The organism is Rubrivivax sp. JA1055, from assembly GCF_020966565.1.
GTDB classification, from domain to species: domain Bacteria; phylum Pseudomonadota; class Gammaproteobacteria; order Burkholderiales; family Burkholderiaceae_C; genus Rubrivivax; species Rubrivivax benzoatilyticus.
This window is the reverse complement of the sequence record NZ_JAJKFP010000006.1, coordinates 682,629-694,936: the sequence shown is the minus strand read 5'-3', so window position 1 is coordinate 694,936 and position 12,308 is coordinate 682,629. Positions and strand designations below refer to the sequence as shown.

The window sequence follows — 12,308 nt, the reverse complement described above, 5'->3', positions numbered from 1 at the left end:
GTTTCGATGAACGCTCCGGAAACGCCCGCCACCATCCCGTCCGCCGCACCGCTGCCGCGCCGCTCGCGCCAGGCCCGTGCGGTCTGGGGGAGCCGGGTCGTCACCATCGGCGGCGACGCTCCGGTGCGCCTGCAGTCGATGACCAACACCGACACGACCGACGTGATCGGCACCGCCATCCAGGTCAAGGAGCTGGCCCTGGCCGGTTCCGAGCTGGTGCGCATCACCGTCAACACGCCCGAAGCCGCCGAGGCCGTGCCGCACATCCGCGAGCAGCTCGACCGCATGGGCATCGACGTGCCGCTGGTCGGCGACTTCCACTACAACGGCCACCGCCTGCTCACCGAGTACCCGGCGATGGCGCAGGCGCTGTCCAAGTACCGCATCAACCCGGGCAACGTCGGCAAGGGCGACAAGCGCGACCGCCAGTTCGCGATGATGGTCGAGGCCGCCTGCCGCTGGAACAAGGTGGTGCGCATCGGCGTCAACTGGGGCAGCCTGGACCAGGAGCTGCTCGCGTCGATGATGGACGAGAACGCTCGCCGCGCCCAGCCGCTGGACGGCAAGCAGGTGATGTACGAGGCGCTGGTGCAGTCGGCGCTGAGCTCGGCCACCGCTGCGCGTGAGCTCGGCCTGGACCCGAACCAGATCGTCATCAGCTGCAAGGTCAGCGGCGTGCAGGACCTGATCTCGGTCTACCGCGGCCTGGCGCAGCGCTGCGACTACGCGCTGCACCTGGGCCTGACCGAAGCCGGCATGGCGACCAAGGGCACGGTGGCCTCCAGCGTCGCGCTGGGCATCCTGCTGCAGGAAGGCATCGGCGACACGATCCGTGTCAGCCTGACGCCGCAGCCGGGCGAGCCGCGCACCCAGGAGGTCGTCGTCGCCGGCGAGATCCTGCAGTCGCTGGGCCTGCGCACCTTCAACCCCAGCGTCACCGCCTGCCCGGGCTGCGGCCGCACGACGAGCACCACCTTCCAGGAGCTCGCCAAGCAGATCGACGACTACCTGCGCGCGCAGATGCCGGTCTGGAAGAACCGCTACCCCGGCGTCGAGAACCTGAAGGTCGCGGTGATGGGCTGCATCGTCAACGGCCCCGGCGAGAGCAAGCACGCCGACATCGGCATCAGCCTGCCGGGCAACGGCGAAGCCCCGGCCGCGCCGGTGTTCATCGACGGCGAAAAGGCGCTGACGCTGCGCGGCGAGGGCATCGCGCAGGAGTTCCACAAGATCGTCGAGGACTACATCGAGCGCCGCTTCGGCGCGGCCGCGACCGCGGCCTGATCCTCGTTCCGGGCGGGCCGCCGGCCCGCCGCACCAACCTGTTCCCCATGGCCGAGAAGATCGTTGCCGTCAAAGGCATGAACGACATCCTGCCGCCCGAGTCGGCGCGCTGGGAGTGGTTCGAAGACACCGTGCGTGCGCTGATGCGCCGCTACGCCTACCAGAACGTGCGCACGCCGATCGTCGAGCACACGCCGCTGTTCGTGCGCGGGCTGGGCGAGGTGACCGACATCGTCGAGAAGGAGATGTACTCTTTCGTCGACAGCATGAACGGCGACCCGCTGTCGCTGCGCCCCGAGGGCACGGCCGGCGTCGTGCGCGCGGTCGTCGAGCACTCGGCGCTGTACGACGGCGGCAAGCGGCTGTTCTACATCGGCCCGATGTTCCGCCACGAGCGCCCGCAGCGCGGCCGCTACCGCCAGTTCCACCAGGTCGGCGTGGAGGCGCTGGGCTTCGGCGGCCCGGACGTCGACGCCGAGGTCATCCTGATGTGCCGCGCGCTGTGGAAGGACCTGGGCCTGGGCGAGGTGCGCCTGGACATCAACAGCCTGGGCCAGCCCGAGGAGCGCAAGGCGCACCGCGCGGCGCTGATCGCCCACTTCGAGCGCCACGCCGAGCTGCTCGACGAGGATGCGCGCCGCCGCCTGCACAGCAACCCGCTGCGCATCCTGGACACCAAGAACCCGGCGATGCAGGCGATGGTCGAGGCCGCGCCGCAGCTCATCGACTACCTCGGCGAAGCCTCGCTGAAGCACTTCGACGCGCTGAAGGCCATGCTCGACGCCGCCGGCCAGCCCTACCGCGTCAACCCGCGCCTGGTGCGCGGCATGGACTACTACAACCTGACCGTCTTCGAATGGGTGACCGACAAGCTTGGCGCCCAGGGCACGATCTGCGGCGGCGGACGCTATGACGGCCTGGTCGAGCTGGTCGGCGGCAAGCCGGCGCCCGGCATCGGCTGGGGCATGGGCATCGAGCGTGTGCTCGACCTCGTGCAGCAGCTGGGTGTCGCGCCGCCGGCGCCGGTGCCCGACGCCTACGCCATCGTGCCCGACGGCGCCGCGCTGCCGCAGGCGATGCGTGTCGTCGAGGCGCTGCGTGCGGCCGGTGTCGCGGTGCAGCTGCACGTCGGCGGCGGCAGCATGAAGTCGCAGTTCAAGAAGGCCGACGCCAGCGGCGCCCGCCACGCGCTGATCTTCGGCGGCGACGAGCTGGCGCGCGGCGAAGTCGCCGTCAAGCCGCTGCGCGACGCCGCCGCGGCGCAGACCGCGCGCCCGATCGCCGACCCCGCCATCTGGGCGAGCGAACTGCTCCCCGCATAATCGATCGTTTTTCGTCCGCTTCATCGACATGGCCACACAACTCGACCTGCAGGAGCAGGAGCAGCTCGACGCCCTCAAGGCGTTCTGGAAGCGGTACGGCAACCTGGTCACCTGGTTGCTGATCGCCGCGCTCGCCGCCTACGCCGGCTGGAACGGCTGGAACTACTGGCAGCGCGACCAGGCCTTGAAGGCCAGCGCGATGTACGACGAGCTCGACCGTGCCGCCGCCGCCGGCGACGCCGACAAGACCGCGCGCATCTTCGGTGATCTGAAGGACCGCTACCCCGGCACCGCCTACGCCGAGCAGGGTGGCCTGGCCGCCGCCAAGGTGCAGTTCGAGAAGGGGCAGGTCGACGCCGCGAAGGCCTCGCTGACCTGGGTGGCCGCCAACGCCGCCGAGGACGAGTACCGGACGGTCGCCCGGCTGCGCCTGGCCGCCGTGCTGGCCGCCGCCAAGCAGTTCGACCAGGCCCTGGCCGAACTCGACGCCGCCAAGGCGGCCGGGTTCGAGGCCCTGGTGGCCGACCGCCGCGGCGACGTGCTCGCTGCCGCCGGCCGTGAAGCCGAGGCGCGCGCCGCCTACGAGGCAGCCTACAAGGCGATGGACGACTCGGTCGACTACAAGCGCCTGATCGAGGCCAAGCTCACCGCGCTGGGCGCCGCACCCGCACCGGCGGCACCCGCCGCCTCGGGAGCCGCGTCGTGATGCGCCGCGCCGTTCTCGTGCTCGGCCTGGCTGCGGTGCTGGCCGGTTGCACCTCGTCCAAGCCCAAGCCGATGCCGCTGGAGACCGTCAAGCCGACGATCGCCGGCCGGCAGGTGTGGAGCGCGCGCCTGGGCAGCGTCGAGTTCCCGCTCGCCGTCGTCGTGCGCGACGGCAAGTTCCGCGTCGCCGGGACCGACGGCACGATCCTGGTGCTCGACGCCGACAGCGGCCGCGAGGTCTCGCGCACCCGGGTCGACGGCAAGATCGCGGCCGGTCTGGGCAGCGACGGGCGCTTCGACGCCGTCGTGACGGTCGCCAACGAACTCGTCGTCGTCGACGGCGGCCGCGAGGTCTGGCGCAAGCGCCTGCCCGCGCGTGTCGTCACCGCGCCGCTGGTCGCCGGCGAACGTGTGTTCGTGATGGGCGTGGACCGTGCCGTGCACGCCTTCGACGCGCTCGACGGCCGCCTGCTGTGGCGCCTGCAGCGTCCCGGCGACGCGCTGACGCTGGCGCAGCCCGGCATCGTGGCGGCTTTCCGCGACACGCTGCTGGTGGGCCAGGGCCCGCGCCTGACCGGCGTCGACTCGCTGCGCGGCACCATCCAGTGGGAGGCCGCGATGGCCTCGCCGCGCGGCACCAACGAGGTCGAGCGCCTGGCCGACCTGCTCGGCCCGCCGCTGCGCCTGGGCGAGCGTTTCTGCGCCCGCGCCTTCCAGTCGGCCGTGGCCTGCGTCGACGCGTCCAAGGGCACGCTGCTGTGGTCGCGCAACGTCGGCGGCCTGCAGCCGATCGGCGGCAACGAGACGGCGATCTTCGGCGCCGACGGCACCGACCGCATCAGTGCCTGGCGCACCGACACCGGCGAGGTGCTGTGGACCCACGAGCGCCTGCTCAACCGCGGCCTGAGCGCGCCGGTGGTCGCCGGCACGACCGTCGTCTTCGGCGACTACGAGGGCTACCTGCACTTCCTGTCCACGGCCACCGGCGAGACCCAGCTGCGCCTGCCGACCGACGGCTCGCCCGTCGTCGGCACGCCGGTGCTGTCCGGCAGCACGATGCTCGTCGTCACCCGCAAGGGCGGCCTGTACGCCTTCCGTCCGAACTGAGGTCGCGAGTGAAACCCGTCATCGCGCTCGTCGGGCGCCCGAACGTCGGCAAGTCGACGCTGTTCAACCGGATCACGAAGAGCCGCGACGCCATCGTCGCCGACTTCGCCGGCCTGACGCGTGACCGCCACTACGGCGACGCCCGCCTGGGCGGGCGCGAGTTCATCGTCGTCGACACCGGCGGCTTCGAGCCCGAGAAGCCCTCCGGCGTCGTCGCCGAGATGGCCAAGCAGACCAGGCAGGCGGTCGCCGAGGCCGACGTCGTCGTCTTCGTCGCCGACCTGCGTGCCGGTGTCTCGGCCCAGGACCACGACATCGCGCGTTTCCTGCGCACGCAGCAGAAGAAGGTCATCCTCGCCGTCAACAAGGCCGAGGGCATGGCCGAGTCGCCGCTGCTGGCCGAGTTCCACGAGCTCGGCATCGGCGAGCCGCATCCGCTGTCGGCCTCGCACGGCCAGGGCGTGCGTAGCCTGCTCGAGGCGGCGCTCGAGGACTTCGACTTCGGCGACGAGGACGAGGAGGGCGCCGAGCCCGACGCCGACGCGCCGATCCGCCTGGCCGTCGCCGGCCGGCCCAACGTCGGCAAGTCCACGCTGATCAACGCCTGGCTCGGCGAGGAGCGCCTGGTGGCGTTCGACCAGCCGGGCACGACGCGCGACGCGATCAAGGTTTCGCTGGAGCGCGAGGGCCGCCGTTTCGAGCTGATCGACACCGCCGGCCTGCGCCGCAAGGGCAAGGTTTTCGAGGCGATCGAGAAGTTCTCGGTCGTCAAGACGCTGCAGGCCATCGCCGATGCCAACGTCGTCGTGCTGATGGTCGACGCGACCGTCGGCGTCAGCGAGCAGGACGCGCACATCGCGGGCTACGTGCTGGAGTCCGGCCGGGCCGTCGTGCTGGCGCTCAACAAGTGGGATGCCACCGACGAGTACCAGCGCCAGCAGTTGCAGCGCTCGATCGAGAGCCGGCTGGCGTTCCTGAAGTTCGCGCCGCTGCTGCAGATCTCGGCGAAGAAGCGCACCGGCCTGACGGCGCTGTGGAAGGCGATCCTGCACGCCCACGCCTCGGCGACGGTGAAGATGCCGACGCCGGTGCTGACGCGGCTGCTGATCGACGCCGTGCAGCACCAGGCGCCGCGGCGCGATGGTGCCTTCCGGCCCAAGATGCGCTACGCCCACCAGGGCGGCATGAACCCGCCGCTGGTCGTGATCCACGGCAACTCGCTCGACCACATCACCGACGCCTACAAGCGTTATCTCGAAGGCCGTTTCCGCGAGCACTTCAAGCTCGTCGGCACGCCGATGCGGATCGAATTCCGATCGTCGAAGAATCCCTTCGACGACCGCAGCCCCTGAGGCAATCCGCATTTAGCGTCGGGTTCTCCCCCGTGTGATAACGTGGGGCACTCGACATTCAACACGGAGCATATCGTGAGCAACAAAGGCCAACTTTTGCAGGACCCCTTCCTGAACCTGCTGCGCAAGGAGCACGTGCCGGTCTCGATCTACCTGGTCAACGGCATCAAGCTCCAGGGCCACATCGAATCCTTCGACCAGTACGTCGTTCTGCTTCGCAACACCGTCACCCAGATGGTCTACAAGCACGCGATCTCGACCGTCGTGCCCAGCCGCGCGGTCAACTTCCACCCGAACGAGGCTCCCGAGCAAGCCTGATCCCGTTCGGGCCCTGCCGTACCGAGACCCGCCACCCCCAGAGCCTTGAGTTCCGCATCACCGCAGACGCTGTCACCGGAGGGCGGCCCGACGCGCGCCGTGCTCGTCGGCGTCGACATCGGTGGTGACCCCCACTTTGATCCCACGCTCGACGAACTGGCGTTGCTGGCCGAGTCGGCCGGTGACGTCGCCGTCGCGCGCGTGACCGCGCGCCGCAAGGCGCCGGACGCCGCGCTGTTCGTCGGCTCGGGCAAGGCCGACGAGATCCGGGCGATGGTCGCGGCGACGCAGGCCCACGGCGTCATCTTCGACCAGGCGCTGTCGCCGGCGCAGCAGCGCAACCTGGAGCGTCACCTCGGCGTTCCGGTCGCCGACCGCACCTCGCTGATCCTCGACATCTTCGCCGCCCGCGCCCAGAGCCACGAGGGCAAGCTGCAGGTCGAACTCGCGCGGCTGCAGTACGTCGCCACGCGGCTGGTGCGGCGCTGGTCGCACCTGGAGCGTCAGCGCGGCGGCATCGGCACGCGCGGCGGCCCGGGCGAGGCGCAGATCGAACTCGACCGGCGCATGATCGGCGAGCGCATCAAGTCGGTGAAGGCCCGGCTGGAGAAGGTCAAGCAGCAGCGCGGCACGCAGCGCCGGGCGCGCGAGCGCCGCGGCACGTTCCGCGTCTCGCTCGTCGGCTACACCAACGCCGGCAAGTCGACGCTGTTCAACGCCCTGGTCAAGGCCAAGACCTACGCCGCCGACCAGCTGTTCGCGACGCTGGACACGACGACTCGCTCGCTGTGGCTGGGCGAGGCCGGCATGTCGGTGTCGCTGTCGGACACCGTCGGCTTCATCCGCGACCTGCCGCACAAGCTGGTCGAGGCCTTCGAGGCGACGCTGCGCGAGGCCGCCGACGCCGACCTGCTGCTGCACGTCGTCGACGCCGCGAGCCCGGCGCTGCTGGAGCAGCAGGCCGAGGTCGAGCGTGTGCTTGAGGAGATCGGGGCCAGCGGCGTGCCGCAGATCCTGGTCTTCAACAAATGCGATCTGCTCGAGGACTCGCGCCTGCCGCGCTGTCCCCGTGACGAGGTCGAGGTCCATCCCGGCGTGCGCCGTGCCCGCGTGTTCGTCAGCGCCCGCGACGGACAGGGTCTCGACAGCCTGCGCCAGCTCATCGCCGATGCCGCGCATTCCGCGCAAGACGCGCAACTGATCACCACCGAATGAAGCACACACCCCCCTTCAAGGTCTCGCGGCTGCGCGCCGCGCTGGCAGGCTGGGTCTTCAACAACCGCAATGACGGTCCGCCCGACCTGGACGAGCTCTGGCGCGACTTCAACCGCAAGCTCAGCGGCCTGTTCGGCGGCAAGGGCGGCGGTGGCGGCGGCAACCGCAACGACGGCGGCGGCGGCTCCGGCGGCCCGTCGTTCCAGCCCGACATGAAGAGCGCCGGCATCGGCGTCGGCCTGATCGGCGCGGTCGTCGTGCTGGTCTGGCTGGGCAGCGGCTTCTTCATCGTCCAGGAAGGCCAGCAGGCGGTCGTCACGACCTTCGGCAAGTACAGCCACACGGCAGACGCCGGCTTCCAGTGGCGCTTCCCGTATCCGGTGCAGGCCCACGAAACGGTGTCGGTGACGCAGCTGCGCTCGGTCGAGGTCGGCCGCAGCACGGTGGTCCAGGCCACCGGCCTGCGCGACTCGTCGATGCTGACGCAGGACGAGAACATCATCGACATCCGCTTCACCGTGCAGTACCGGCTGAGCGATGCGCGCCAGTACCTGTTCGAGAACCGCAGCCCCGACGAGGCGGTGGTCCAGGCCTCCGAGTCCGCGGTGCGCGAGATCGTCGGCCGCAGCCGGGTCGACTCGGTGCTCTACGAGCAGCGCGACGCGCTCGCCGCCGACCTGGTCAAGTCCATCCAGTCGCAGCTCGAGCGCCTGCGCGCCGGCATCCTGATCGCCAATGTCAACGTCCAGAACGTGCTCGTGCCCGACGCGGTGCAGGCCGCGTTCAACGACGCCGTCAAGGCCGGCGCCGACCGCGACCGCTTCAAGAACGAAGGCCAGGCCTACGCCAGCGACGTGATCCCGAAGGCTCGCGGCAACGCCTCGCGCCTGCTCGAGGAGGCCGAAGGCTACCGGGCCCGCGTCATCGCGCAGGCCGAGGGTGATGCGCAGCGCTTCCGCTCGGTGCTGGCCGAGTACCAGAAGGCGCCCGCCGTCACGCGCGACCGCATGTACGTCGACGCGATGCAGCAGATCTACTCGAACGTCTCCAAGGTGATGGTCGATTCGCGCAGCGGCTCCAACCTGCTGTACCTGCCGCTGGACAAGCTGATCCAGCAGAGCGGCCCGACCACGGCGGCCCCGCAGGCCCCGGTGGCCGTGCCGACGCCTTCGTCGTCGACGCCGGACACGCTGTCCGGCAGCGCCGACATCCGTTCCCGCGACAACGCGCGCGCTCGCGACCGCGAAGGCCGCTGACCCAGGAGCACGCGAGACATGAACCGCATTGGAGTTTTCGTTGCCGGCGCGCTCGTCGCGCTGATGATCGCCGCCTCGACCCTGTTCGTCGTCGACCAGCGCCAGGTGGCGGTGGTCTACGCGCTCGGCGAGATCAAGGAAGTCGTCACCGAGCCGGGCCTGAAGTTCAAGATGCCGCCGCCGTTCCAGAACGTGGTGTTCCTGGACAAGCGCATCCAGACGCTGGACAGCCCGGAGACGCGGCCGATCTTCACCGCCGAGAAGAAGAGCCTGGTCATCGACTGGCTGGTCAAGTGGCGCATCACCGAGCCGCGCCAGTTCATCCGCAACAACGGCACCGACATCCGCAACCTCGAGTCCCGCCTGGCGCCGGTGGTGCAGGCCGCGTTCAACGAGGAGATCACCAAGCGCACCGTGCGCGGCGTGCTCGCCACCGAGCGTGACCGCGTGATGGCCGACGTCAAGAGCCGGCTGACCGACGAGGCCCAGGGCTTCGGCATCGAGATCGTCGACGTGCGCATCAAGCGCGTGGACTTCGTCGCCGACATCACCGACTCGGTCTATCGCCGCATGGAGTCCGAGCGCAAGCAGGTTGCCAACGAACTGCGCTCGCAGGGCGCGGCCGAGGGCGAGAAGATCCGCGCCGACGCCGACCGCCAGCGCGAGATCATCCTTGCCGAGGCCTACCGCGACGCGCAGAAGATCAAGGGCGAGGGTGATGCCAAGGCGTCGGCGCTGTACGCCGAGGCCTTCGGCCGCGACCCGCAGTTCGCCCAGTTCTACCGCAGCCTCGAGGCCTACCGCGCCGCCTTCCGTTCCAAGAGCGACGTGATGGTGCTGGACCCGAACTCGGAGTTCTTCCGCGCGATGCGCAACGGCGGGCCGGGCACGCCGGCGGCCAAGGGCAGGTGAGCGGGCCGGCACGGACGTGTCCGACCTGCTGATCGGCGCCCTGGCGCTGGTGCTGATCTTCGAGGGGCTGCTGCCCTTCGCCAGCCCGGCGACCTGGCGCCGCATGTTCGAGCAGATGACCCGGCTCGATGACGGCCAGATCCGTTTCCTCGGCCTGGGCTGCATCAGCGTCGGCCTGGTGCTGCTGGCGCTCTGGCACTGAGCTGCCCCGGTGCTGCGCTCGGCCGATCGGCGGCCGGGCGTGCATCGCCGCGTACAATCCCCTTTTTAAGCGCTGCAGGCCTTTTCGAATGTTGTCAGCTTGGCTCTTGCCCGAGCATATCGCCGACGTCCTGCCCGCCGACGCCCGACGCATCGAGGAGCTGAGGCGGCGCCTTCTGGACCGCGCCCGCGGCTACGGCTTCGAGCTCGTGATGCCGCCGCTGCTCGAGCACCTCGAGTCGCTGCTGTCGGGCACCGGCCGTGAACTCGACCTCAAGACCTTCAAACTGGTCGACCAGCTGAGCGGCCGCACGCTCGGCGTGCGCGCCGACACGACGCCGCAGGCCGCGCGCATCGACGCCCACCTGCTCAACCGCGAAGGCGTGACCCGGTTGTGCTACTGCGGCCCGGTGCTGCACACGCGGCCCTCGGGGCTCAACGCGACCCGCGAGCCGCTGCAGTTCGGCGCCGAGATCTTCGGCCATGCCGGGCTCGAAGCCGACCTCGAGGTCGCCGAGCTGGCGCTGGACTGCCTGCACGCCGCGCGCCTGTCCGAGCTGACGATCGACCTCGCCGACGCGCGCATCCTGCGCGGCGTGCTCGCCGGCGCGCCGGTGGACGCGGCGCGCTTGCAGGACGTCGTCGCCGCGCTGTCCGAGAAGGACGCTTCTGCGCTCGAGGCGCTGGCCGCCGGCCTGCCCGACGAGACCCGCCACGGCCTGCGCGCGCTGCTGCGCCTGTACGGCGGCGACGAGGTGCTCGTCGCCGCCCGCACCGAGCTGCCGCAGCGCAGCCTGATCACCGCGGCGGTCGAGCAGCTCGAATGGACCGCGCGCCACCTGCGCGCCGCCTTCCCGGGGCTGTCGATCGGCTTCGACCTCTCGGACATGAGCGGCTACGCCTACTACAGCGGCCTGCGTTTCGCCGTCTACGGTGCCGGCAGCGCCGACGCGCTGGCGCGTGGCGGCCGTTACGACGAGGTCGGCGCGGTCTTCGGCCGCAACCGGCCGGCTGTCGGCTTCAGCCTGGACCTGAAGGCGCTGGCCGATCTGGCGCCGGCCGTCGGCGCCGGCCGCGCGATCCGCGCCCCCTGGGGCGAGGATGCCGCGCTGCGCGCCGCCGTGCGCCGGCTGCGCGAATCCGGAGAGACCGTCATTGCCGCGTTGCCGGGTCACGAAGTCGAGACCCAGGCTTTCGAATGCGACCGCGAGCTCGTGCTGCTGGACGGCCAGTGGCAGCTGCGCACCTGCTGAATCCCGTTAAGGAACCCATCCCATGCAAACAGGCATCCTCCCGACCGCGGGACGCAACGTCGTGGTCGTCGGCACCCAGTGGGGCGACGAAGGCAAGGGCAAGGTCGTCGACTGGATGACCGATCACGCCCAGGGCGTGGTGCGCTTCCAGGGCGGCCACAACGCCGGCCACACGCTGGTCATCGCCGGCCGCAAGACGGCGCTGCAGCTGATCCCCTCGGGCATCATGCGCGAAGGCGTCAAGTGCTACATCGGCAACGGCGTCGTCGTCGACCCGAAGCACCTGCTCGGCGAGATCGAGCGCCTGGAGGCGCTGGGCCTGGAGGTGCGCTCGCGCCTGTTCATCAGCGAGTCCTGCCCGCTGATCCTGCCGTTCCACGTCGAGATCGACCGTGCGCGTGAAGCGCAGCGCGAAAGCTGCGGCAGCGGCAAGATCGGCACCACCGGCAAGGGCATCGGCCCGGCCTACGAAGACAAGGTCGCCCGCCGCGCGCTGCGCGTGCAGGATCTGAAGCACCCGGCGCGCCTTGAAGCCAAGCTGCGCGCGCTGCTCGACCTGCACAACGCCGAGCTGACCGGTGTGCTCGGCGGCCAGCCGCTGGAGCTGCAGCCCATCCTCGACGACGCGCTGCGTGCCGCCGAGCAGCTGCGCCCGATGATGGCCGACGTCGGCTACCGGCTGTTCCAGGCCCATGGCGTCGGCGAGAACCTGCTGTTCGAAGGCGCGCAGGGCACGCTGCTCGACATCGACCACGGCACCTATCCGTACGTCACCTCGAGCAACTGCGTCGCCGGCAACGCCGCCGCCGGCTCGGGTCTCGGCCCGGGCATGCTGCACTACGTGCTGGGCATCACCAAGGCCTACACGACGCGTGTCGGCAGCGGCCCGTTCCCGACCGAGCTCGACATCGAGACCCCGGGCACGATCGGCCACCACCTGTCGACCGTCGGCCAGGAGCGTGGCACCGTCACCGGCCGCGCGCGACGCTGCGGCTGGCTGGATGCTGCCGCGCTGAAGCGCTCGATCATCATCAACGGCGTCTCCGGCCTGTGCATCACCAAGCTCGACGTGCTCGACGGCCTGCAGGAAATCAAGATCTGCACCGGGTATGAACTCGACGGCCGCGTGATCGACGTGCTGCCGCTGGACGCCGACGAGATCGAGCGTTGCCAGCCGATCTACGAAACCATGCCGGGCTGGAGCGACACGACCGCCGGCCTGACCAACTGGGAACAGTTGCCGGCGCCCGCCCGGCGTTATCTCGAGCGCGTGCAGGCCTTGATCGGCGCGCCCATCGACATGGTTTCCACCGGCCCCGACCGGGTCCATACCATCCTGCTGCGGCATCCGTTCCGCGCCTGAAACACGACGATTCGCGAGAA

At 70.3% G+C, this 12,308-nt stretch carries 12 protein-coding genes; all 12 read left to right on the top strand.

The annotated features are described in order from the left end of the window. The first annotated feature begins 6 nt into the window (after positions 1 to 6). Positions 7 to 1,284: a flavodoxin-dependent (E)-4-hydroxy-3-methylbut-2-enyl-diphosphate synthase gene (gene ispG, locus LOC65_RS12600; RefSeq protein WP_230247727.1), complete on the top strand. Its 1,278-nt coding sequence runs from the start codon at positions 7 to 9 to the stop codon at positions 1,282 to 1,284. 47 nt (positions 1,285 to 1,331) lie between these two features. After that, positions 1,332 to 2,606: a histidine--tRNA ligase gene (hisS, locus tag LOC65_RS12595; RefSeq protein ID WP_009858789.1), complete on the top strand. Its 1,275-nt coding sequence runs from the start codon at positions 1,332 to 1,334 to the stop codon at positions 2,604 to 2,606. Between the two features lie 28 nt (positions 2,607 to 2,634). Continuing rightward, positions 2,635 to 3,312, top strand: a complete 678-nt coding sequence (locus tag LOC65_RS12590) for a tetratricopeptide repeat protein (RefSeq protein WP_009858790.1) — start codon at positions 2,635 to 2,637, stop codon at positions 3,310 to 3,312. Further along, complete coding sequence (bamB, locus tag LOC65_RS12585; RefSeq protein ID WP_230247719.1) at positions 3,312 to 4,418, top strand: outer membrane protein assembly factor BamB; 1,107 nt, start codon at positions 3,312 to 3,314, stop codon at positions 4,416 to 4,418. Before LOC65_RS12590 ends, bamB begins: the two co-directional genes overlap by 1 nt. An 8-nt stretch (positions 4,419 to 4,426) precedes the next feature. After that, positions 4,427 to 5,770, top strand: a complete 1,344-nt coding sequence (gene der / locus LOC65_RS12580; RefSeq protein ID WP_009858792.1) for a ribosome biogenesis GTPase Der — start codon at positions 4,427 to 4,429, stop codon at positions 5,768 to 5,770. Between the two features lie 75 nt (positions 5,771 to 5,845). Beyond that, positions 5,846 to 6,088: an RNA chaperone Hfq gene (gene hfq, locus LOC65_RS12575; RefSeq protein ID WP_009858793.1), complete on the top strand. Its 243-nt coding sequence runs from the start codon at positions 5,846 to 5,848 to the stop codon at positions 6,086 to 6,088. Between the two features lie 45 nt (positions 6,089 to 6,133). Further along, positions 6,134 to 7,303, top strand: a complete 1,170-nt coding sequence (gene hflX, locus LOC65_RS12570; protein WP_050801796.1) for a GTPase HflX — start codon at positions 6,134 to 6,136, stop codon at positions 7,301 to 7,303. After that, positions 7,300 to 8,559, top strand: coding sequence for an FtsH protease activity modulator HflK (gene hflK, locus LOC65_RS12565; protein ID WP_230247718.1), 1,260 nt, complete (start codon positions 7,300 to 7,302; stop codon positions 8,557 to 8,559). The genes hflX and hflK overlap by 4 nt, the downstream gene beginning before the upstream one ends. Before the next feature lie 18 nt (positions 8,560 to 8,577). Further along, positions 8,578 to 9,471, top strand: coding sequence for a protease modulator HflC (gene hflC / locus LOC65_RS12560; protein WP_009858796.1), 894 nt, complete (start codon positions 8,578 to 8,580; stop codon positions 9,469 to 9,471). Positions 9,472 to 9,487: 16 nt separating this feature from the next. Further along, positions 9,488 to 9,673, top strand: a complete 186-nt coding sequence (locus LOC65_RS12555) for a DUF2065 domain-containing protein (RefSeq protein ID WP_230247716.1) — start codon at positions 9,488 to 9,490, stop codon at positions 9,671 to 9,673. Between the two features lie 91 nt (positions 9,674 to 9,764). Continuing rightward, positions 9,765 to 10,925, top strand: a complete 1,161-nt coding sequence (locus tag LOC65_RS12550; protein ID WP_230248291.1) for an ATP phosphoribosyltransferase regulatory subunit — start codon at positions 9,765 to 9,767, stop codon at positions 10,923 to 10,925. Positions 10,926 to 10,947: 22 nt separating this feature from the next. Then, positions 10,948 to 12,288 (top strand): adenylosuccinate synthase, encoded by a 1,341-nt coding sequence (locus LOC65_RS12545; RefSeq protein WP_009858799.1) that lies wholly within the window; start codon positions 10,948 to 10,950, stop codon positions 12,286 to 12,288. Positions 12,289 to 12,308: the final 20 nt, after the last annotated feature.

What these genes read in the sequence shown, in the direction of transcription:
- LOC65_RS12545 (WP_009858799.1), top strand. Translation starts at nt 10,948, where the DNA reads ATGCAAACAGGCATCCTCCCGACCGCGGGACGCAACGTCGTGGTCGTC.
- hflC (WP_009858796.1), top strand. Translation starts at nt 8,578, where the DNA reads ATGAACCGCATTGGAGTTTTCGTTGCCGGCGCGCTCGTCGCGCTGATG.
- bamB (WP_230247719.1), top strand. Translation starts at nt 3,312, where the DNA reads ATGCGCCGCGCCGTTCTCGTGCTCGGCCTGGCTGCGGTGCTGGCCGGT.
- LOC65_RS12590 (WP_009858790.1), top strand. Translation starts at nt 2,635, where the DNA reads ATGGCCACACAACTCGACCTGCAGGAGCAGGAGCAGCTCGACGCCCTC.
- hisS (WP_009858789.1), top strand. Translation starts at nt 1,332, where the DNA reads ATGGCCGAGAAGATCGTTGCCGTCAAAGGCATGAACGACATCCTGCCG.
- ispG (WP_230247727.1), top strand. Translation starts at nt 7, where the DNA reads ATGAACGCTCCGGAAACGCCCGCCACCATCCCGTCCGCCGCACCGCTG.
- hflK (WP_230247718.1), top strand. Translation starts at nt 7,300, where the DNA reads ATGAAGCACACACCCCCCTTCAAGGTCTCGCGGCTGCGCGCCGCGCTG.